The following is a 23,052-nucleotide window of genomic DNA, read 5'->3' as shown; positions in this document are numbered from 1 at the left end:
AGATGACAATAAAAAAATTCACTACTGGTATATTTTTTACCTCGCTAATTTTAGGCCTAACAGCGCCTGCTATTGCCGCCAAAAAAGATCTTAACCAAGAAATCACTATTAAGTCTAAACGTCAATCTGCTGACTTAAAAAACAAAATAGCCAGTTATTTAGATGATGTTAGTATCAGCCAAGGCTCTATTTCTATTATTGCTGATATAGTTCAAGTTTATAGTAACGTTAATGATAAAACGGGTAAGAAGTCTGATACTTACCTTGCAAAGGGCAAGCCTGCTATTTTTAAACAACAATTAGAAGATGGTAGTTTAATTAGCTTGCAAGCCAATGAAATCAAATATCAACCAGATCAATATATCATTACCGTTTCAGGAAATGCTCAGGTAAAACAAGCCGGCAGTAAAATGAATGGTGATATCATCACTTACAACACCTTGAGCGAAAAGTTAGAGGGACAAAGTAATAGCAATGAACACGTTACCACTATTTTACAACCTGCCCAAATAAAAGCCCAACAAGATAGCTCTGAACTTAAAAAAAAGAAAGCGAATGACAGTGACAACAAATAACGCCGATCATACGATCACCAATAATGATGATGATTTGTCGAAATCAACTTTAATTGCTCAAGGTTTATCAAAATCATATAAAAGTAAACAAGTAGTGAAAAGCGTCAGTTTATCCGTTAGCGCCGGCCAAATAGTTGGCTTATTAGGTCCAAATGGCGCAGGTAAAACCACTTCTTTTTATATGATTGTCGGGCTAGTACCCAATGATAATGGCAAAATAATCCTCAATAACGAAGATGTCACACTTGCCCCTATGCACGAACGAGCACGTCAAGGTATTGGCTACTTGCCACAAGAAGCATCAATATTTAGAAAACTTACCGTTACCGACAATATTATGGCTATTTTACAAACGCGAAAAAGCCTTAATGAGCAAGAAAGACAAGAAAAGTTAGAACACCTTTTAGAAGAATTTAATATCAGCCATATCAAAGACAACTTAGGTATGAGTTTATCGGGTGGTGAAAGACGCCGAGTAGAAATTGCCAGAGCTCTTGCAGCAGAGCCACAATTTATATTGCTAGATGAACCTTTTGCTGGTGTTGATCCTATCTCTGTAGGTGACATCAAAAAAATAATTATTCACCTCAAAGAGCGTGGCATCGGTATACTCATCACCGATCATAACGTTCGTGAAACGCTGGATGTTTGTGAGCATGCTTATATTGTCAGTCATGGCGAAATAATCGCAGAGGGTGATGCGGATCAAATTCTAGCGAATCAAAAGGTAAGAGATGTATACCTAGGTGAACAATTCACGTTATAGTTAGCACATACACTAGCAACTTAGGCTATGCTTAATTTATTAAGCGAGCAAAGTTAATAAAAGCAATAAAACGAATAGGATATATATAAGGTAGATGCGACCAACTCTGCAACTCCGTATAGGACAACAACTAACAATGACGCCACAACTGCAACAAGCGATCAAGCTTTTGCAGTTGTCAACGTTAGAACTTCAACAAGAAATTCAAGAAGTCCTTGAAAGTAACCCTTTGCTTGAAGTTAACGAAGATAAAACGGCTGATTCAGATAATAATTCTGCTGATAATCTAGAAGAAGCTTTTTCAGCAACCGCAACTGAAACGCCAAAAGAAGTCACTGATGGCACAGAAGACGCTACGGCAACCATTGATGAAATAAGTACGACTGAAGCGATGGAAAAAAATGACATTCCTGAAGAGTTAAACATCGACACTACTTGGGAAGACAGCTATAGCACAGGTGTATCTAATACGGGTGCTGTTAGTAGCCCAAGTGAAGATTACACCTACCAAGGTGAAACCACCGATTCAATTCAAGATCACTTACTTTGGCAAATGGAATTAACGCCGTTTTCTGACACTGATAGAACCATCGCCATTGCCATTATTGAAGCCGTTGATGATGCGGGTTACCTAACCGTATCATGTGAAGATATTTTAGAAAGTGTCGGTATTGAAAACCTTGAATTGGATGAAGTAGAAGCGGTATTAAAACGCATTAATGTTTTTGATCCTATCGGTGTTGCCGCGCCATCTATTGCTGATTGCTTGTTAATTCAGCTAAACCAATTTGACTCTGACACACCTTTCTTAAAAGAAAGTAAATTAATAATCAGCGAGCACATTGATTTGCTAGGTAATCGCGATTACCGCCAACTTATGCGTAAAACGCGTATTAAAGAAGATCAATTACGCGAAGTAATGCGCTTAATTCAAAGTTTAAACCCTCGTCCCGGTGATGCAGTAATTAAGAGCGATGATCAATATGTCATTCCAGATGTTACCGTTGAGAAGAAAAATGGTCGTTGGATTGTAGAATTAAACTCAGACACAGCACCCAAGTTATCCATCAATCAACAATACGCTGCCATGACAAAAACAACGAAGTCATCTAGTGGTGACGGACAGTTTATTCGAGCAAACTTACAAGAAGCCAAATGGTTTATAAAAAGCTTAGAGTCACGCAATGATACTTTACTAAAAGTATCAAATTGTATTGTACAACGCCAACAAGGCTTTTTAGAACATGGGGCAGAAGCAATGCGCCCGATGGTATTAAATGATATTGCTGAAGCAGTAGATATGCATGAGTCGACCATTTCACGCGTAACAACTAATAAGTATATGCATACGCCAAGAGGAATTTTTGAATTAAAATATTTTTTCTCGAGTCATGTAAGTACCGAAAATGGTGGTGAATGTTCATCCACTGCGATTCGATCACTCATTAAGAAACTCATTTTAGCGGAAATACCTGCTAAACCGCTAAGTGATAGTAAAATGGCCACATTATTGGCTGAGCAGGGAATTAACGTTGCTAGACGTACGATAGCCAAATATAGAGAATCTTTGTCTATTCCACCGTCTAATCAACGTAAAAGTTTACTTTAAAATTTTATACCCTATAAGGAACATGCATATGCAAATTAATCTTACCGGCCACCATGTAGACGTTACTTCATCATTACGCGAATACGTTGATACTAAATTTGCCAAACTAGAACGACATTTCGATCATATCAATAATGTGCACGTTGTCTTAACGGTAGAAAAATTGAACCAAAAAGCCGAAGCAACTGTCCATATGAGTGGCACAGAAGTTTTTGCCTCTTCAACGAATAATGATATGTACGCTTCTATTGATACCTTAGTTGATAAATTAGATCGACAGGTACTCAAATACAAAGGCAAAATTTCGCAACACTAACACCACAACAAACACCATAGAAAATTATGATACTACAAGACATCTTAACCTTGGACTGCACTCAATGTGCAGTTCCTGCTAGCAGCAAAAAACGCATTCTTGAACAAATTTGTCTAGTCGCCGCTGAAAAAATAGGCAACTGTAGTGCAAGTGACTTATTAGATAGCATACTTAATAGAGAAAAAATGGGTAGTACTGGCATAGGTAATGGTATTGCAATACCCCATGGTAGATTAAGTGACACCGATAAAGCGATGGCTGTCTTATTAACAACTGAAAAAGCCATTGATTTTGACGCTATAGATAACAAAGCCGTTGATATTTTTATTTGCTTATTTGTCCCTGAAAATAGTACCCAAGAACACCTAAATACCTTACAAAGTATTGCGCAACTATTCAGTGATAGAAAAACAGCAAAACAAGTACGTAAATGTACTAACAACCTACAACTGTTCAACTTTATCCAACAAAATAATTAAATTATGAGCATATATACCCGTTCCACTTGAAGATGCATGATTCAGCTGGAATTAGAAACGTCTTTAAGCAAGGCATTGATTGATGAGAATGGTTGTCTCCTTATCGAAATCAATAACGCAGCTTAAAGCGTTTCTAAACCAGCCCCTTGGGGAAGGCTGAGCGACTCAGACTTCCTGAAACGAGCATGTTCAAGTGGATCGGGTATAATGATAAGATGATAATCTAGCATTGCTCGACACTATTAATACGCGACTCGGAAACTTAAACGTATGAAACTTATTATTGTTAGTGGTCGCTCTGGCTCAGGTAAATCAGTCGCGTTAAGAGTATTAGAAGATTTAGGCTATTACTGTGTAGACAACATACCCATTAATTTATTGCCTGCATTAACTCACACCGTCATTAATGACTATGAAAATGTTGCCGTAAGCTTAGATGTACGTAACCTACCAAAAGATCCCAAAGATATACCTGAAATCATTGAATACCTTCCTAGTGCAGTAGATGTTACCACGCTTTATTTAGATGCCGATGATAACGACCTTATTCGTCGATTTAGCGAAACTCGCCGTTTACATCCTTTAATTAAAAAAAATATACCGCTTGATCAAGCGATTGCTTTAGAAAAAGAATTATTAGTGCCTATTTCAATCAACGCTGACTTATACATTAATACCAGCCAATTAAGTCCACATCAATTAGCTGACTTAGTTAGAGAGCGTATTTTAGGCAAAAAAACGGGTGCCATGGTTTTAGTGTTCGAATCATTTGGCTTCAAACATGGTATACCTGCCGATGCTGATTATGTTTTTGATGCGCGATTTTTACCAAACCCCTTTTGGGAGACAGAGCTCAAACCTTATACCGGCTTGGAGCAACCGGTAAAAGACTTTCTTGCCAGGCAATCTATTGTAACCAAATTTATTTGGCAAATTAATAGCTTTATGATGACTTGGTTACCACATTTAGAACGTAATAATCGTAGTTATGTCACCATTGCTATTGGTTGTACCGGTGGTAAACATCGTTCAGTTTATATCGCCGAGTTGTTAGCAGATAACTTTCGTAAAGAGCAAAAAGACGTACAAACACATCATCGAGATCTTGATAAAACAAAACAGTTGCCGACGTTATGAACATTAAAAAAAACAATGACTCTATAATGGTCACTAAAGAATTGACGATTATTAACAAGTTAGGCCTACATGCCCGTGCCGCCAGTAAATTAGCGCAGCTTTGCCAACAATTCACCGCAACTATCACCCTAGAATTAGAAGAAAAAGAAGCAAATGCCAACAGTATAATGGCTATTATGCTATTGGCTGGTGGGCAAGGAAAAACGGTAAAAGTCACCGCCCAAGGCGTCGATGCTCCACAAGCATTACAGGCCATAAGCCAGTTGATTTCTGATAAATTTGATGAAGGGGAGTAACGACAAAGTAACAAAAATGCTGCTATAACCACTAAGTTACGATAAACTTAACGTTAAGCTACTTCCCATGTAAACACAGCCAATTTACGTAATATTTATGTCTGAAATTTTAGAACAAGAAAACATTCATCAAACACTACATCAAGTCAATGAAGCCCTTGATAGTGGTATGTTTGTTTATGTACGTAAATTACTCCAAGGCATGTCAGCGTATGATTTAGCTTTGATGCTTGAATCTTCAACCGCTAGAAGTCGTCCTGTTTTATGGCAACTCATCGATATAGAACATCACGGTGAAGTGTTAGAAGAACTCAATGAAGAAGTACGTAAAGGTATTTTACAAAGTATGCGACCAGAAAAGCTGGCCGCTGTTGCTGAAGGCATGGATGTCGATGATATTGCCGAAGTATTACGTACTCTACCCAATGGTGTTTACCGCGAAGTTCTTAACTCAATGGACTCGCAAGATAGAAGTAGAGTAGAAACGGCACTGTCTTTTGAAGAAGACACCGCCGGTGGTATCATGAATACTGATACCATTACATTACGCCCTGAAGTTAGTGTTGATGTAGTATTACGTTACTTACGTTTAAAAGGACAATTACCCGAAGCGACTGACTCTTTTTATGTTGTTGACAGAAATAATTTTTTTATTGGTGCTGTATCATTAGCAGCCATAATTACCGCCCAGCCAAACATCATCATTTCAACCCTGATTAACGCAGAAGTAGAAGCGGTTCAAGCCGATATGGATGAACAAGAAGTAGCGCAATTATTTGAACGCCATGATTGGTTCTCAGCCCCTATTGTTGATCAAAGTGGGCATTTACTTGGCCGTATAACCATAGATGATGTCATTGATATTATTCGTGAAAATGCTGAACATTCTATGATGAGTATGGCTGGTTTAGATGATGAAGCAGATACCTTTGCCCCAGTAATACAAAGTACTAAACAACGCTCATTATGGTTAGGCGTAAATCTAATCACCGCTTTATTAGCCGTAGCGGTTACCAGTATGTTTGAAGGGATTTTTCAACAGTTAGCTATTTTAGCGGTATTAAACTCACTGGTGCCAAGTATGGGTGGTGTTGCCGGAAATCAAACGTTAACACTGGTTATCCGTGGTATGGCGCTAGGTCATGTAGGAGATAGTAACGCTCGAGCATTACTTAACAAAGAAGTCGCTATTGGTTTTCTTAATGGCGTAATTTGGGCACTATTAATAGCCACATTTGTTTCCATCTGGAAGCAAGATCTAATGTTAGGCGGCGTGATAGCCTTTGCCATGCTAATGAACATGACTGCCGCAGGCTTAGCAGGTGTATCGATACCGTTAATGTTAAAACGCCTTAACATTGACCCCGCCTTAGCTGGTAGCGTTATTATTACTACCGTTACTGATGTTGTAGGAATTTTTGCCTTTTTGGGTACCGCGACTATTTTATTAACTTAACAAGAATTTAGTTACGAGCAAGAAAAGTTTCGGGTAGCGAAGAAAGAAATAACTGTTCGACACTATTACTTCTTTGTTCGTAACTCGATACTAATCACTCTACTCTATGTCCTATTGTCCTGCTATTTGCATTTCATCAATCAATATCGAACCCGTTGCAATACTACCGTGTTTATCAATATCTGAGCCTACCGCGATAATACCATTGAACATTTGTGTTAAATTACCGGCAATAGTGATTTCACTGACAGGATAAGCCAACTCACCATTTTCTACCCAAAAACCAGCTGCACCACGAGAGTAATCACCATTAACAACATTAACACCTTGGCCCATTAATTCAGTGACTAATAGTCCTGTCCCTAATGTTTTTAACATGGCATCAAAATCCGCATTCACACTCCCTTTAGTTTGGATATTTTTATCCTTAACTAACCAGTTGTGAATACCGCCAGCGTGACCCGTTGTCGTAAGTCCTAATTTTCGGGCTGAGTAACTTGTTAACAAATAGGTTTGTAAAGCGCCATCAAGAATAATATCTCGATCTTGAGTAAGTACTCCCTCACTATCAAATGCACTACTTGCTAAGGCTTTTTTGATATGCGGGCGTTCTTGAATAGTTAAAAAGTCAGGGAATATGTCCTTTCCTATCGCATCAAGTAAAAAAGATGATTTACGATATAAATTACCACCACTAATCGCAGCAATAAGATGCCCCCAGATAGTGTTCGCAATATCGGCGCGGAACAATACAGGTACTTTCCTAGTGGATAGTTTCTGAGGGTTTAAACGTGATAAAACTTCACTAGCAGCTTTTTCGCCGATACTAATACCGCTATCTAACAAGGCAAAGTCACGATTAACATCATAAGCATAATCACGTTGCATATCATCGTCACTGCCAGCAATAACCACACAACTTAAACTGTGGCGAGAGCTTGGGTAACCCACTAACTGACCATTACTGTTACCGTAAACTTTAAAGCCTGAAAAACAATCTAAACTAGCACCATCAGAATTAGTAATACGGGTATCACTGTCTAATGCGCTTTGTTCACATTCTTTTGCAATTTCGATCGCTTGTTCAGTACTTAGCTCTTTAGGGTGATATAGATCTAGATCAATTGGCTGCATCGCTAATAATGCCTTATCAGCTAAACCTGAACAGTCATCAACCGACGTGTACTTGGCAATATTCACTGCCGCCTCTACTGCTTGAGCAAGCGCTTTTTCTGATAAATCAGCCGTCGATGCACTACCCTTGCGACCTTGTTGATAAACCGTAATACCTAAAGCACCATCATTAGTAAACTCAACATTTTCTACTTCACCAAGGCGAGTACCCACACTCAAACCTTGCTGCCGACTCATGGCCACTTCTGCGCCATCAGCTCCTAATGATTTAGCTAATTCAAGTACTTGCGCAACTCTTGCTTCTACTTGGTCAAGTTGTTCGATTAATGGATCACTAAATTGTTTTGCTTGGCTCATAGTTTTTTATCTACTTCGGCGTTTAAAATATCAACTTTATTAATTTTTACGTATAATGAAGACATTAATTTAAATTAACTTATATTAACAACTATTATGCCCCAGTCAGCCAACGATATCGACGACTTATCATCGGAAATAGACCAAGAATTGAAGAGTAAAACCGAAATTAAAAAAGAAATGCATCAATTGCAGGACTTCGGCCAAAAATTAATTGAAATGTCTAAACATCAACGTAGTCGTTTGCCACTAACCGATGACTTGAAATACGCGATGATTGTTGCTGATAAAATTAGAAATAAAAATGAAGCATTACGTCGTCATATCCGCCATATTGCTAAAATATTAGTGGAAACAGATCTTGCCCCTATTTACCAAGCTATTGATGTGATGGCAAATAAACATCAGCAAGAAACTGCCAAATTTACCCGTTTAGAAAACTTAAGAGATGAGTTAATTGAGCAAGGAAATGACGCTATTGAAGCACTACTTGCTGAGTTTGAACAACTGGAGCGACAAAAACTTAAACAGTTGGTTCGTCATGCTGCTAAAGAGAAAAAAGCAGAAAAATTAGGGAAACATTACCGTAACTTATTCACTTACCTGAAAGAGAATAGTTAACCCTTCGGCTGCTTCGCACTCAGGACAGACGGACATTCCCGTTCATCCTGAGCCTGTCGAAGGACGTGTCTATTGTGTTCCGCCAATAGTCATTTCATCAATTTTTAATGTAGGCTGACCAACACCTACTGGTACGCTTTGGCCATCTTTACCACACACACCAACACCCGCATCTAATTTAAGGTCATTCCCTACCATAGAGACTTTTTTCATTGCCTCAGGACCGCTACCAATTAATGTAGCACCTTTAATTGGTGTAGTAATCTCGCCATCTTCAATTAAATAAGCTTCTGAACTAGTAAAAACAAATTTACCCGACGTAATATCTACTTGCCCGCCAGCAAAGTTTGGCGCATAAATGCCTTTCTTCACTGATTTAATGATATCTTCAGGGCTAGACTCTCCTGCAAGCATATAAGTATTGGTCATACGCGGCATAGGCAAATGAGCATAAGATTCACGACGACCATTACCTGTTGGTTTAACGCCCATTAATTCCGCGTTGTGCTTATCTTGCATGTAGCCCTTTAAAATACCTTTTTCAATCAATGTATTATATTGTCCCGGTGTTCCTTCATCATCAATACTTACCGAGCCTCGACGATTTTCCAAAGTACCATCATCAACAATAGTGCAAAGTGTTGAGGTAACTTGTTGACCGATTTTTCCTGAAAAAGCCGAAGAACCTTTACGATTAAAGTCTCCCTCTAAACCATGACCAACCGCCTCATGTAATAGCACGCCAGGCCAACCGGCACCAAGTACTACCGGAAAAGTTCCTGCCGGCGCATCAATGGCAACTAAATTAACTAAGGCTTGACGCACCGCTTCTTCAGCATACGTTAAATAACGAGCTTTTCCTTGCCCAGAACCATTACTTTCTGATTCAAAGAAATAGCTATAGTCCGTTCTCGCGCCGCCGCCGCCACTTGCACGTTCACGCTTACCGTTTTCTTCCACTAATACTGAACAGTTCAATCGCACTAAAGGACGGATATCAGTACCATAGGTACCATCGCTCGCAGCGACCAATATTTTTTCATACACACCAGATAAGCTTACAATAACCTGACTGACTCGGCTGTCTATTTGTCTAGCGTGTGCTTCAACTTGATGTAACAAATCAATTTTTTGTTCTTGTGTTAAGCTACCAAGTGGTTCAACTGTTTGATAAATTTTAATTGGTGACTGGCGTTTAAATGCCTTAACTTGTGCACCTTTGCCACTGTCAGCTATACCTTTGGCAGCATCTGCCGCTTGTTGAAGCGCAAATGGAGAAATATCATCAGAATAAGCAAAACCTGTTTTTTCGCCAGATATTGCACGTACGCCAACGCCTCGCTCCATGTTATATGAGCCTTCTTTAACAATGCCATCTTCAAGCATCCAAGATTCATGTTGGCTAGACTGAAAATATAAATCTGCAAAATTTACTTGTCTCCCCATCATGCTATTTAATGTTTTAGATAAAATAGCATCATCGATGTGGCTATCAGCTAACAGGGCTTGCTCAACATTATTCATTTAAAACTCGATTTTTAATTGGATATTAAAGTATGCCTTATACCAAATGAAATAATGAATTGACTAATTCATTATTTCATTTGGTATTAATGGCATACTTGTTCGTATTCTCTGTATTTCTGAGGGAATATAATCACATGTAACTATTCCTTCACCTTGCTCAAGGCAGGTCAATATTTCACCCCAAGGGCTTATGATCATTGAATGCCCCCATGTTTCTCGACCGTTAGCATGCACACCTTCTTGTCCCGCAGCAATAATATAAACTTGGTTTTCAATAGCTCTTACTTGCAACAGTGCTTGCCAATGTACTTTACCTGTTACACGAGTGAAGGCACTAGGCACGGTGATAATATCCGCCCCTAACTCTCTAAGCTTTTGATACAATAATGGAAAACGAATATCAAAACATACCGACAACCCAATATTCGCTAATGGTGTTTTTGCTATACAAGCCTTATTGCCAGCTTGAGTATAACGGGATTCATAATAAGTTTTTTCACTATCTGCGACATTCACATCAAACAAATGAATTTTATCATAACTAGTTATAAGTTCACCGAGTGAATTATAAGCACAGCAGGTATTAGTAAACTTATCCCCACCTTCAGTGACTATAGGAATGGTTCCGCCTATAAGGGTAACTTTATATTGCTTGGCTAACTGACTTAAGGATAGCTGCAGTTCATTATTACCTTTTGAACTACTTTTTGATTGCTGAGCTAATGATAACTGCGCCTGATCACTAGCACCAAAAAACAAACAACACTCTGGCAGCACAACAATATGCTCAACATTAGCACTGTTTGATGTTTGCGTTAACCTTGCCAACTGCTTAGCAATAGCATCAATATTTTGCTCAACATTTGGCGTAGAATTAAGTTGAATAGCGCTGAGTTTAACCATTGTTTTGTTCACCTTGATGAGTACTTGGTTTTAGAAAATCCTGTTCATCTGCTTTAGGCTTATTATATTGTAAAGGTGGTGAATACTGCTCAAACATTTTTTTCTCAAAGTCATCTATTTCTTCAGTATTGTTTTTTTCAGTATTGTTTTTTTTAGTATTATCAACAAACGTTGGTGGCGTAGAGCGACCAACACTCACATCTCTGCTTTTACGATTAACTTCTCTAAAGTTAGGTTCGCTAGCATTGCCGGTAAGCTCAAAATTAAATTCAGAAACAACTTGAGAAGTTATAACCTGATCAATAGCAACTCCGGCTAAAAAAACCACTGGATTGAGTGTCGCGATCCAAGCCAATACTGGCAAACTTGAAGTGAGATTTGGTTTATACGACATTTTATAATCAAGGATATTCGTAGCAAAGCTGGTATTGCCTTTAATATATAAATTACCTGCCGTACCGTTCATACGGGTATTATCTGTGTATAACACCCCTTCTTCTAGACTATAATCACCTTTAATTTCTTGATAAAACATACCGTCACTAAATATATCTCGAAAATCTAAGGTTAACTTTCTCACGATAGACTGCAAACTTAATACTGAAAAGATACGTGCTTTGTCACTAACTTCCGCTAAATAGCCATCATCAATTCTGGCATTAAGCTCACCATTAAGCTTTGTAAAGCTAAAGTCATGCGGACCACCTTGCCAGTTAACATCAACGTTTAATTTACCACCACTATCACGAATGATGGATCCGTAACCTAATTGCTCTAATTCATATTCAATATCTTTTAACGCTAACTCACCTGTAACGTTAGTAATATTTACTTTGTCATTTTTTTGCCATTGCCCTGATACACTAAATTGAGCTTGTTCACGTTTACCATTGAAATGCTCAATTTCAATAACATCTTTCCCACGGCGCGTTAAAGATAAGTTAACTTGTCCTAAATTTAATTCATCAATTTGACAGCGGTCACAATGCAAATTAATTTTTGGCATATTATCAAAGATACTATCATCTGACGAAGCAATAATCTCTTGAGTATCTGTCGCTATCTTATTCTCAACCTCAGTGGTTAAATGAATGAAATCAGCATTAATATCAACCCCCTGCTCTAACCAATCAGGATAAAATTTAATTCTACTACGAGTTTCTTTAGCATTGAGCTGTAATAGCCACCAGTGCGTTTTATCTAATAAGTTGAAAGAAACATTATTTAATGTTTGCCCTAAAAGCTCTAATTGCGTGATGGTTCCTCGAATACGTTCAGGTGTTGAAAACAAAGAAGGAGAGTATTCTACAAGCCCTTTATCATTTATAGGCTCATCAACGGCAGAAACAGTATCAATAATATCGCTGATCAAAGGTTGCCAGACATTAAAATCTGCTTGTGCAAGTTTAGTGGTGATATGAAAGCCATCTGTAGGTAAAAGCATTTGTTCATTACCTAATACAAGATGAGCACGAGAAAAATGACTAGCATCATGCTCTAACACACCAAAAAATCTTAATTGATCGCCATAAAAGGCATTAAAAGTTGATTGCTCTAACTGGCCCGCTACAGCAATTTTCAATGGTACTTTTATTTGCTGAACTTTATTGTATGGTTGTGGGAGCTCAAGCTGTATCTGTTGTAAGTTTGAGTCAATATTAAATTGATATGAAAAACCACCATTATGATGTTGAAATAATGATAAATCACCTTGAAACTGTAATTGACCATCAAAATATTTTTTCAAACGCGGTGGGATATGTTGTATCCAAGCATCAGGCTGCCAATCAGCTGTTATAGCAATATTGGTATCGTAATAATCGGCTTTATCCATCCCCTTTATTGCTAATTTCAACGGCAAACCTTGCCAGTTTACGGATAAATCCTTAGTCGTTATCTTTTCATTCTCAAAGCTCAACTGGCCAGTTACTTGACTAAAATTCATCTGAGGTGTTTGCAGGGCAATGTTATTATCAACAAAGTTAATTAATCCACTCGCAAGCACTTTTTCCGTAGCATTCAGTGGTAAGTTTAAATGGAACTCTCCATTAATATCGCCACTCACTTGTAATTGCTCTAAAACAGTGCCAACACTCTCTTTCAATGGACTTTGCGTCATTAAGTCTGTAACCATAATCGCAGGAGATGGCTTAATTAATGTATCTAACACGAGTATTCGCTCGTTAGCTAAATCATCAATAGCTGCTTGCACACCATTTACATCAAGACCGACTAAACTTCCTGAACGGCCAGTAATTAGCATGCTGTTATTAGTAAAATTTAAGTTTGCTGAAAAGGTTGTTATTGCCGGCCACTGCTCATCAAATTTAAATGTAGCGTCTTCAAGTTCTGCATCGACAACAAAGATGCCCTCATTATTGTTAAAAGGAAAACTAGCTAACGGTCCATTTAATAAGACTTGTGCTTGCGTCGCTTTTCCGCCAATTAACGCATTATTAAGATAATCAACTAAATCACTGCTCATCGAAGTTAATGGGTAATAATGTCCTATTTCACTCACATTGACTTCGGTAATATTCGCCAATAATGACATACTGATATCAGTGTTTTTAAGCGATTCTATCGCTAAATCAGCTGTTAAGTTTAATTCATTTGAGCTTAACGCTATATCATTAACCTCCAATTGCCAGCCTTGCTCAACAAAAGATAAATCAACACTAGCATTAAGTGTTTGGTAAGGGATGGGCGCAATAAAGTGTTGGTTAAAGTCTAAAGCACCTTGTGTTGCTGCTAATTTAAGATGCAAGTTTTCCTGGGTATAACTTAATTGGCCTGATAGGTTCTTTATGCCAGGAATAGCTTGGCTATACTGAGTTGATGTGTCTGTGAAGCTTGCTAATGCTTTTATTCCACCAGCTGTTTTTTTGAAATATATTTCATTTGCCTGACCACGAATAGCTAATTCAGATAAAAGGTCACGTCCCCCTTGTTCACTGATAAATAATGGTGATACTTGACTAATTAACGAGAGGTCAAAAGCAGATAAATAAACTGAAAAATCATCTGCTGTTTTATTTAGTTGTACAATATATTCTTGTTTTTCTTGTTTGTTAAATTGCAATAAGAACGGCGTACTAAAAAGTTTAAAGCTTTCTGGTTGTTTACCTTTAACTAATAATAGCTGCCCTTCACTTAATGCTAATTTATGCTCTTTACCTGCGGCTTGCCAACTGATCTGATTTTCATGCAAAGCAACCTGTAGGCGATCAATGCTACCCGCTTTAACTTTTAACCAAGCAGAAAAACCAATATCCGCTTTAGTGTTATCATTATCAAGCACTAAAACACTATCAAGCCAAGGGGTAATATCAAGATGATTGGCTTCAACATAAATTGAACCTTTTAAGTCATCAAATGAGGTGCCACTAATATCTACCTGTAAACTAAGATTGTTACTACTTAACTCGTTAACAATGATATTACCTTGTGCTTGATGTCTAGCGGCATCATTTAGCCAATGTAAATTATTAATATGAAAACTACGTTCAATCGTATCATTATGGATTGATATTTGACTATTTCGTAAGGAGAATCGATTAATTCGATTCAAAAAAATATTTGATATTTCCTGAAAATCACTCGATTGTTCATTTATTTTCGTGATAGATTTTTTCTGTGGTGAATTGATATTGTTGTTATCTTGCGAATTCCACGCCCGTTGATCAACATTGACTATCGCACCCTCTAAAATCAAATTACTTGAAATTAATTGCTGAGTCATTATTGTTTCCCAAAAATCGACTTGTATCTCTATATGTTCAATAGTGATATGAGCATCTTCAGTATCAATTAGGGTTACTTTATTAGCAATTAATGTTGGGCCAGAGCCTCGCCAACTCATACCTAAACCACCAATAACAAAATTTGTTTGATTGTTATTATTTATATAATTTTGAAAGTCTTGACGATAATGTTCAACATAAGGTAATAACAAACGGAAAGCACTAATGAGCACCGCCAAGCATACCAGCATAATAGCGAGTATCTTATAAAGACGGTTTAACCAACGATTAGAGACGCTTGCGATTGACATTTGTATACATTTTTCCTAAAAACATGTAGCTTCGCTACATCATCACTACATCAAACTGCTCTTGAGAATACATAGTTTCTGTTTTTACTTTGATTGATTTTCCAATAAACACCTCAACTTCAGCAAGGCTATGAAATTCATCATTGACAAGAAAATCGCTGACCGAAGATGAAGCATAAACAATAAAATTATCTGCATCGTGAGCACGGTTCACTCGCACAATTTCACGCAATATTTCAAAACAAACAGTTTCTACCGTTTTTAGATTACCACGTCCAGTACAAATAGGGCATTCACTACACAATACATGCTCTAAACTTTCCCGAGTGCGTTTGCGGGTCATTTCTACTAAGCCGAGTGAAGAAAAACCTTGTACACTAAATTTAACATTATCTTTAGACATTGCCATGTCTAAACTACTTAACACGCGGCGCTTATGATCTTCATCATGCATATCTATAAAATCAACAATGATAATTCCGCCTAAATTTCTTAACCTAAGCTGTCGAGCAATCGCTTGGGTTGCTTCAACATTTGTGCTAAAAATGGTATCTTCAAGGTTGCGATGACCAACAAAAGCACCTGTATTAATATCAATAGTAGTCATTGCTTCAGTTTGATCAATAATCAAATAACCGCCCGACTTTAATTCAATTTTACGATGCAAGGCGCGCTGTATTTCAACCTCAACTGAAAACAAATCAAAAATAGGTCGCTCACCAGGATAGTATTCCATTACCTGTGTTAGTTCTGGCACAAATTCTTCGGTAAAAATCACTAATTGATCATAGGTGAGTTTAGAGTCAATACGAATACGCTCAAAATCAACGCCAACAAAATCCCGCAATACTCGCAAAGATAATGATAAATCTTGATATAACGGTTTATTGACTTGTTTACGCTGTTTACGCTCTTGTACTTTTTTCCAAACACGGCGTAAAAACTCGGCATCGTGTTTAAGTTCTTGTTCATCTGCACCTTCACCTGCTGTACGAACAATAAAGCCCTGATGCTCATCACAATAAGGGCTAACTATCTCTTTTAAACGTTTACGTTCTTGTGCATCTTCAATACGCTGAGAAATTCCGGCATGGGTAGCATGTGGCATTAAAACTAAGTAACGAGAGGCTATAGTAATGTCGGTGGTTAAACGTGCACCTTTTGAACCAAGTGGGTCTTTCACCACTTGTACCATAATATGTTGGCCTTCGTGGACTAAAGCACGAATATCAGGAACTTGCTTCGTTTCCTCTTTTAAAATGAGTTTCGAATTAATGTCTGATGCATGGAGAAAAGCAGCTTTATCTAAACCAATATCAATAAAAGCAGCTTGCATACCCGGTAATACTCGAATAACTTTGCCTAAATAGATGTTCCCTACAATGCCACGTTTGGCTTCACGCTCAATATGAACTTCTTGTAAAGAGCCATGCTCAATTAAAGCGACCCGAGTTTCACTAGGCGTTACATTGATTAATAATTCACTGCTCATATTGCTTTATATCCTTACTATTTTTCATAGCGTACTGGTATTAGTACCATTATATTGAATAGTAGTTGGTAAACCTGAATTAGCTAATAACAGTGCAGTTTCATATAAAGGCAAACCAACCACTGCAGAATAACTACCATTTATTGTAGTTACAAATTGCCCACCTATTCCTTGAATGGCATATGAACCAGCTTTGTCACAGGGTTCACCTGTTTGCCAATAGCGTTTAATTTCACTTAACGTTAATGCTTTAAAACCTACTTGAGTCTCAATTATCTTACTACGTAAATCAGTTTTATCTACTGCTTCATAGCCCGCTACAGCAATAGCGGTGAACACTTGATGTTGTTTATTTTCAAGGCGTAATAATGTTTCAATACATTCGGCTTCATTTGCTGGTTTACCTAATATGTTGCCATCAATAACTACACAAGTATCTGCGCCTAGTACTAACGATTGCTTTTGTTGGTCGTGCGCTAAGGTATGAAAAATAGTAAGCGCTTTTTCTTGAGCGAGTCGCAATACATAATCTTTAGCATTTTCATGATCACATACTGATTCATCAATGTCTGCCACTAACGTGCTAAATTGATATCCTAATTGCCCTAAGAGCGTTTTTCGTCTTGGTGACTGCGAAGCAAGAATAAGTTGTTTCATCATTTATATTCCCGACTTATTTGATAGAAAAATTTCGGCGTACTTTGCGTAATAAATAAAACACCCAAGGCCATAAAACAATGGTTGTTATCACGGGATATAAGTAATTGGGCAGAAAAACGACATCGATTAAAAAACGCTGCAACCAAAAAACCACTAAATGATACAAAGCAGCTAATACACCCGTGATCAATGCTTGTTGCCAAATAGAAAAGTTACGTATTTTTTGATGATTTTCTACAATAATATAGATTGACATTGCCATGGCTGCAGCGTGGACACCTAACACTGACCCCAAAAGCACATCCAATAAAAACCCCATTACCCATGCAGTGATAATATTCACTCGCCCTGGCAGCGCCATACACCAATACATTAAAACAATAAGCACCCAATCAGGGCGAAATGCATCAGCACTTAATGGCATCGGCATTATGCTTGCCATTAAAGCAATCAATAACGTGAAAAGAATAATAACACCGTTATGAGCAAACATTAATTAGCAACCTTTGCTTGAACTTTGTCACTTGTTGATGAGTTTTTTCCATGCGTTTTAGGAGCAAAAATATTTTGAGGTTCTTTTTCTGATAATAATAATAAATATCGTAACCGATCAATTTGAGCAGCTGGTGTACTAAATACTCGAACAAACTCTCTAGACTCATTGTTACTAACAAAGGAAACTTTAGCCACAGGATAACCTTCTGGATATTTGCCACCTAAGCCTGAGGTAACCAATAAATCACCTGTTTTTATATCAGCACTTTGTGGAACAAAATTATGAATTAATCGATCTATTTGGCCACTTCCAGAGGCTAATAATCTTAAGCCATTACGCTGAACTCTAACGGGGACAGCATGTGATATATCCGTAATTAATATCACCCGAGAACTCGTTTGTCCTACGTGCAATATCTGTCCAACAATACCAACAGAATCAAGCACAGGCTGTCCTTCATAAACACCATCGCCAGCACCGCGGTTAATAACTATTTGAAGGCTGTAGGGGTCACTATCAACCGATATAACTTCTGCCACCATTTTTTTTATTTCACTGCGCAAAGGCGAAGAAAGTAAAGAACGTAACCGGGCATTTTCTTGCTTTAGGATAACAAGCTGCATAGCTTCTTCGTGAAAATCAAGTTCATTTAAACGATATTGTTGATTTTCAGTCATTAACTGTCCACGGGTAGTAAGATTTGTCGATGCCCATGTCATGAACTGCTTTGGGGTATTAGCCAAATATTGCAATGGACTTACTAACGATTGCAAATAACCACGTACTGATTCAAAGCTAGCCATTTTATGATCGAAAAAAATCAATAAGGCAGAACAAAACAGCACCAAGACAAGTCGGTGCTGTGGGGATGGACCATGTTTAAAAATTGGGTTCATATAAAAGAGTTACGAGTTGCGAGTTTCTAGTTATGAGTTTTGGCTTTTATACCATATAAAATAAATGTTCTAAGCTGTAGGCTTTTCGCAGAAATTTAATTCAAGTACAAGGAAAAAGCACGGAGTTGACGTTAGTCAATGAGCACTTTTAACGACGTAATTGGATTAAATAGCAATGAAAAGCCACAGTTTTTATTCGTAGGAGAATAAATCGCCCCCATGCATATCAATCATTTCAAGCGCTTTACCACCGCCTAGCGCAACACACGTCAGTGGGTCTTCAGCAACAACGACAGGAATACCCGTTTCTTCCATTAATAAGCGATCTAAATCTCTTAATAATGCGCCGCCACCCGTAAGTACCATACCACGCTCAGATATATCTGATGCTAACTCTGGTGGTGATTGCTCTAAAGCGACCATAATAGCACTAACAATTCCCGTTAATGGCTCTTGTAAAGCTTCAAGTATTTCATTGCTGTTTAGCGTAAAGCTGCGTGGTACACCTTCAGCAAGGTTACGACCACGCACTTCAATTTCAATTACTTCTTCACCCGGATAAGCTGAGCCAATTTCGTGTTTAATGCGCTCAGCGGTAGCTTCACCAATTAAACTACCAAAATTACGACGTACATAGTTGATGATCGCTTCATCAAACTTATCTCCACCAATACGTACCGATGATGAATACACCACGCCGTTTAATGAGATGATACCCACTTCAGTAGTACCACCACCAATATCAACAACCATAGAACCGGTTGCTTCAGATACAGGCATACCTGCACCAATGGCTGCTGCCATAGGCTCATCAATTAAGTATACTTCACGAGCACCCGCGCCCATCGCAGATTCACGAATAGCACGTCGTTCAACTTGAGTTGAACCACAAGGAACACAAACCAAAACACGTGGGCTTGGGCGTAAAAAGTTATTGCTGTGCACTTGTTTAATAAAGTGCTGTAGCATTTTTTCAGTAACAAAAAAGTTAGCAATTACACCGTCTTTCATAGGACGAATTGCTTCAATATTCCCAGGTGTACGGCCTAACATTTGTTTTGCCGCCATTCCTACCGCAGCAACACTTTTAGAACCACCAGAGCGGTCTTGACGAATAGCAACCACTGAAGGCTCATTTAACACAATGCCTTGGTCTTTTACATAAATAAGGGTGTTGGCTGTTCCTAGATCAATAGACAAATCATTAGAAAACATACCACGTATTTTTTTAAACATAAGTTCGAAATGTCCTGTAAAAATGCGACTTCATAAGTGCAAATAGTTAGCGCGAAAAATTGTTCTTTTATCAGATCGAACAATCATACCTGAGTATTACAACCAATTCTATTGTGTCGGTTGCTTTTAAGAGATATTTGTACTAATTATTAACTTCTCGTTGATAAATGATTCTGTCGTTACCACGAAACAGACCAAAAGTAGCCTTAGCTGATGGGTTGTCTTCAAAGTTACCATTATTTTGCCAATCATATTTAAGCCAAACAGGCACTTCATATTCAAGATTTAATGATCCCCTATTACCATTTCCAGGAGATGTAAAAATAAAGTCTCGATATATACCATCACTAAAAGTAGTTAAAGGGTCAGGTACCGTAGCGAGTGTATCTTCCGGTGTAATAGGTTCATTCGTCTCAGTAGAAGTATCTAACAATCGATATTGCCAATCAGTTAAGTCTCCTTCCCATATTTCGCCTGAGTTTATTTCGTCGTCAATATTTGGCACGGTACAATTGTCATCAGTATTAATTTCAAATTCAATCCCATTCCAATATTGAACAGTCATGGGCATAGGTAATAATGACGTTTCAGGCCCAAATGCATTGTCGATAGTCCAACGTCCAAAGCGAATTTCAATACCTTCAGTTAACACCTGCTCTGTAGGGATAATATCTGGGTCTGAGCCACTATATAAATTGATTAGATCACTATCTTGAACTTGTGTTATAGCAAAGGGAATTTTTGCTGGAAAAGGTGCGTATTTAGAATGTGTATTGTGCTCATAAATGAAATGATCAGCGGAATTAAACTCATAATTTAACACGCCAGCTTCCTCCACTGTCAGATCTAAGCTTGGCGTCATTACTGAATTTATCTTGACCTTTTCATCGACAACCATAGGATCAATCCGATCTTTTTCAAAGTCTTCTGTCGGTGGCGTTATTACGATACCAGATGCCGAAAGCTTCATAAAACCTGATTCTGTATAGTTTTTTGTAATGATATTATCTGTATTATAGGCAGTTATTAATATCTCGGGTGGCAAGCCATAAGTAATGGTTCCTACACTATTAGTTTCTTGACCTGAATATGCCCAGTCTTTTATGGTACAAGTACCTAATAATGAATGTTTTGCATTTAAACTACCGTTACCATCAACCCCAAGATCAACATCAACGTCAACAGTTTGAATAAAATAAGCAGGCGTAAAACGACCTACATTGGCAATATAGCCTTGTATATTACCGCCGCCTATATAATCACTATCTGTTAACAGAGCGGATAAGTGAATGATTCCCACTTCAGAAAAGTTGTAATCATCATCTAAAATACTTGCTGAAAAGCTATAGCTGGTTTCAGCCGTTAACACACCTGAATTAGCGGTTAGTGGATCAGGTAAAAACAATTCGCTGGTTACCGTTAATTGCTCACCATCAAAATTACCTGCGATAGCATTAGAATTAAGATCCGTAAAATTATCCGGAATACCATCATTGTCGTCATCTTGGTTATTTGCCCATTGCTTCGCTATAGCTCTTAATGAAAAAGTTTCGCCCGCTTTTTTAAAATCACTACCTAACGCAGTTGAGGCTAGTGCGTCGGCGCTATTCGCATCTTGGCTGAAATCTAATTGAAACCCAAATGGACGAACAACAAATGCATTTGATGTAACACTAAAGCTTTTAATATCTCCTAAACCATCAACATCAATATCCTTTTGCGCATTAACAATAAGTTTACCCGCATCTGGGTAATTAAGAGAAAAATAGGCCTTAGAGTCGCTACTAAACCGAAGGTTATGCTCAACAGCACTTGTCATTAAATTGATCTCAGTAACATTATTGGTAAGCGTTATATTACGAGTGCAGGCACTGCTATCTTCATGACAAGTATATGAAAGGTTCACTGGAACATCTGTACCGTCAGGGAAAAGGCCAACACACGAGCCTGTGTTATCGTCCGTTTTTACTGCTTGTAAAAAGAACTCTTCACTATTAAAACCTGTATTAGAAGGTTTACCTGATAGCTGAGTAGGTATTATAGGAAGAGAATTAGAATCATTGCCAAAAATGAAACCTGTATCATCAAACACAACAACACAACTATCAGAAGCACCATTTTCACATTCGTAAGTTTGATCTAAGCTCAGAGTAGCGGTGCCTGCAGTAGTGAAAGCAAAACTTGTATCAGTACTGCCAACTACGGTCACTGTTTTATTTACCGTACCATTTATTGATAGTTGTACATCGGTAGCATCATGATTTAATGTTGTACACGATGCGTCAGCACAGGCCTTAATAGTTATCGTTTCAGCCTCACAAGTAAGGCCTTGACCATCATGAATTATTTCAAAGTGATCTATTATTGGATCGCCATCATTTCCTTCACCAGGCGTGGGCGGATATGTATTTAGGTTTTTAGATTCAAGCCATTCCCCCGTACCACTTGGTTTTCTTAACAGTATTTTAGTGCCATTGGTAATGTCATTAGGAATGGGAAAAACATACTCTAATTCAGGGTAACTACATGTAAAGTCTTGGCCTGAATAATTATCAACTTGAATATAATCAATAAATAGATGATTTTCATCCAGTAAGGAAAGATCAAAACCAGCGTCAAAATCGATAAAGCCTTTATCTATTATCGGTTCTTCAGCCCATATCCACTGAGTGGCATCATTCATATCAGCAACTGAAATACTATTACATTGCGAAGACTGGTTCTGATTGTTCCCTTCGTCATGACAAAATTTTAGAGTCCATTGGTTATACGTTGTAGAAGAAATAGAACTATCAAGTAACTCTATTTCTATAAAAGCATCACCATTTCCCTGCTCTTTCAAAATCTCGTTCAATGTTGCACCACCAACAAAAGGTGAACAGGCAGCAAAAATTTGATTGCTATTAAATAAAAGCAAAAATCCGAACATAGCAACAATTTTAAACATCTAATAAATACTCGCTTTGACGGTGTCAAAAGTAACCGAAGTAATGAATAAAGCAAAGGTAACGCTAAGTACCTATATATGCAATATAAAGCCGT

19 protein-coding genes are annotated in these 23,052 nt (G+C 37.9%); 9 read left to right on the top strand and 10 right to left on the bottom strand.

The genetic code is table 11. From position 1 onward, the window contains the following. The first annotated feature begins 2 nt into the window (after positions 1–2). The 8 genes from lptA (at position 3) to mgtE (ending at position 6,634) form a co-directional block, all read left to right on the top strand. Positions 3–575 (top strand): lipopolysaccharide transport periplasmic protein LptA, encoded by a 573-nt coding sequence (gene lptA, locus DWA31_RS15465; RefSeq protein WP_114327524.1) that lies wholly within the window; start codon positions 3–5, stop codon positions 573–575. Positions 576–609: 34 nt separating this feature from the next. Continuing rightward, a complete protein-coding gene (lptB, locus tag DWA31_RS15460) occupies positions 610–1,341 on the top strand; it encodes an LPS export ABC transporter ATP-binding protein (RefSeq protein WP_114327523.1) in 732 nt (243 codons plus the stop codon). A 94-nt stretch (positions 1,342–1,435) separates the two neighbouring features. Continuing rightward, positions 1,436–2,950: an RNA polymerase factor sigma-54 gene (locus DWA31_RS15455; protein WP_114327469.1), complete on the top strand. Its 1,515-nt coding sequence runs from the start codon at positions 1,436–1,438 to the stop codon at positions 2,948–2,950. Positions 2,951–2,978: 28 nt separating this feature from the next. After that, positions 2,979–3,266, top strand: a complete 288-nt coding sequence (gene hpf, locus DWA31_RS15450) for a ribosome hibernation promoting factor (protein WP_114327468.1) — start codon at positions 2,979–2,981, stop codon at positions 3,264–3,266. Between the two features lie 26 nt (positions 3,267–3,292). Next, the gene (locus DWA31_RS15445) at positions 3,293–3,745 is read left to right on the top strand and encodes a PTS sugar transporter subunit IIA (protein WP_114327467.1); all 453 of its coding nucleotides are present in this window, start codon (positions 3,293–3,295) and stop codon (positions 3,743–3,745) included. A gap of 270 nt (positions 3,746–4,015) precedes the next feature. After that, complete coding sequence (gene rapZ / locus DWA31_RS15435) at positions 4,016–4,882, top strand: RNase adapter RapZ (RefSeq protein ID WP_114327466.1); 867 nt, start codon at positions 4,016–4,018, stop codon at positions 4,880–4,882. After that, positions 4,879–5,178 (top strand): HPr family phosphocarrier protein, encoded by a 300-nt coding sequence (locus DWA31_RS15430; protein WP_245942647.1) that lies wholly within the window; start codon positions 4,879–4,881, stop codon positions 5,176–5,178. The genes rapZ and DWA31_RS15430 overlap by 4 nt, the downstream gene beginning before the upstream one ends. A gap of 97 nt (positions 5,179–5,275) precedes the next feature. After that, on the top strand, positions 5,276–6,634 hold the full coding sequence (gene mgtE, locus DWA31_RS15425) for a magnesium transporter (protein WP_114327465.1): 1,359 nt from the start codon (positions 5,276–5,278) through the stop codon (positions 6,632–6,634). A gap of 111 nt (positions 6,635–6,745) precedes the next feature. Here the strand turns inward: mgtE and pmbA are convergent, their stop codons facing one another. Further along, the gene (gene pmbA / locus DWA31_RS15420; RefSeq protein ID WP_114327464.1) at positions 6,746–8,125 is read right to left on the bottom strand and encodes a metalloprotease PmbA; all 1,380 of its coding nucleotides are present in this window, start codon (positions 8,123–8,125) and stop codon (positions 6,746–6,748) included. 96 nt (positions 8,126–8,221) lie between these two features. Between pmbA and yjgA the strand changes: the two genes are divergently transcribed. After that, positions 8,222–8,746 carry a ribosome biogenesis factor YjgA gene (gene yjgA, locus DWA31_RS15415; protein ID WP_114327463.1) on the top strand — a complete coding sequence of 175 codons (525 nt, stop codon included), beginning with the start codon at positions 8,222–8,224 and terminating at the stop codon, positions 8,744–8,746. A 69-nt stretch (positions 8,747–8,815) separates the two neighbouring features. Here the strand turns inward: yjgA and tldD are convergent, their stop codons facing one another. The 9 genes from tldD to DWA31_RS15370 form a co-directional block, all read right to left on the bottom strand. Next, positions 8,816–10,270, bottom strand: a complete 1,455-nt coding sequence (gene tldD, locus DWA31_RS15410; RefSeq protein ID WP_114327462.1) for a metalloprotease TldD — start codon at positions 10,268–10,270, stop codon at positions 8,816–8,818. A gap of 63 nt (positions 10,271–10,333) precedes the next feature. After that, a complete protein-coding gene (locus DWA31_RS15405) occupies positions 10,334–11,176 on the bottom strand; it encodes a carbon-nitrogen hydrolase family protein (RefSeq protein ID WP_114327461.1) in 843 nt (280 codons plus the stop codon). Then, positions 11,169–15,230: a YhdP family protein gene (locus DWA31_RS15400; RefSeq protein WP_114327460.1), complete on the bottom strand. Its 4,062-nt coding sequence runs from the start codon at positions 15,228–15,230 to the stop codon at positions 11,169–11,171. The genes DWA31_RS15405 and DWA31_RS15400 overlap by 8 nt, the downstream gene beginning before the upstream one ends. A 34-nt stretch (positions 15,231–15,264) precedes the next feature. Continuing rightward, a complete protein-coding gene (rng, locus tag DWA31_RS15395; RefSeq protein ID WP_114327459.1) occupies positions 15,265–16,722 on the bottom strand; it encodes a ribonuclease G in 1,458 nt (485 codons plus the stop codon). Between the two features lie 24 nt (positions 16,723–16,746). Next, positions 16,747–17,379: a Maf family protein gene (locus tag DWA31_RS15390; protein WP_210725620.1), complete on the bottom strand. Its 633-nt coding sequence runs from the start codon at positions 17,377–17,379 to the stop codon at positions 16,747–16,749. Between the two features lie 16 nt (positions 17,380–17,395). Next, the gene (gene mreD / locus DWA31_RS15385) at positions 17,396–17,875 is read right to left on the bottom strand and encodes a rod shape-determining protein MreD (protein ID WP_114327457.1); all 480 of its coding nucleotides are present in this window, start codon (positions 17,873–17,875) and stop codon (positions 17,396–17,398) included. Continuing rightward, positions 17,875–18,774 carry a rod shape-determining protein MreC gene (gene mreC / locus DWA31_RS15380; RefSeq protein WP_114327456.1) on the bottom strand — a complete coding sequence of 300 codons (900 nt, stop codon included), beginning with the start codon at positions 18,772–18,774 and terminating at the stop codon, positions 17,875–17,877. The genes mreD and mreC overlap by 1 nt, the downstream gene beginning before the upstream one ends. Positions 18,775–18,966: 192 nt before the next feature. After that, positions 18,967–20,010 carry a rod shape-determining protein gene (locus DWA31_RS15375; RefSeq protein WP_114327455.1) on the bottom strand — a complete coding sequence of 348 codons (1,044 nt, stop codon included), beginning with the start codon at positions 20,008–20,010 and terminating at the stop codon, positions 18,967–18,969. Between the two features lie 142 nt (positions 20,011–20,152). Continuing rightward, positions 20,153–22,957 carry a DUF6701 domain-containing protein gene (locus DWA31_RS15370; protein WP_114327454.1) on the bottom strand — a complete coding sequence of 935 codons (2,805 nt, stop codon included), beginning with the start codon at positions 22,955–22,957 and terminating at the stop codon, positions 20,153–20,155. Positions 22,958–23,052 lie beyond the last annotated feature (95 nt).

The sequence above is a fragment of the Candidatus Colwellia aromaticivorans genome, assembly GCF_003333305.1.
In the GTDB taxonomy this organism is placed as follows: Bacteria; Pseudomonadota; Gammaproteobacteria; order Enterobacterales; family Alteromonadaceae; genus Colwellia; species Colwellia aromaticivorans.
Note: the sequence above shows the minus strand (reverse complement) of the source record. Positions and strands in the feature narration are given on the sequence as shown.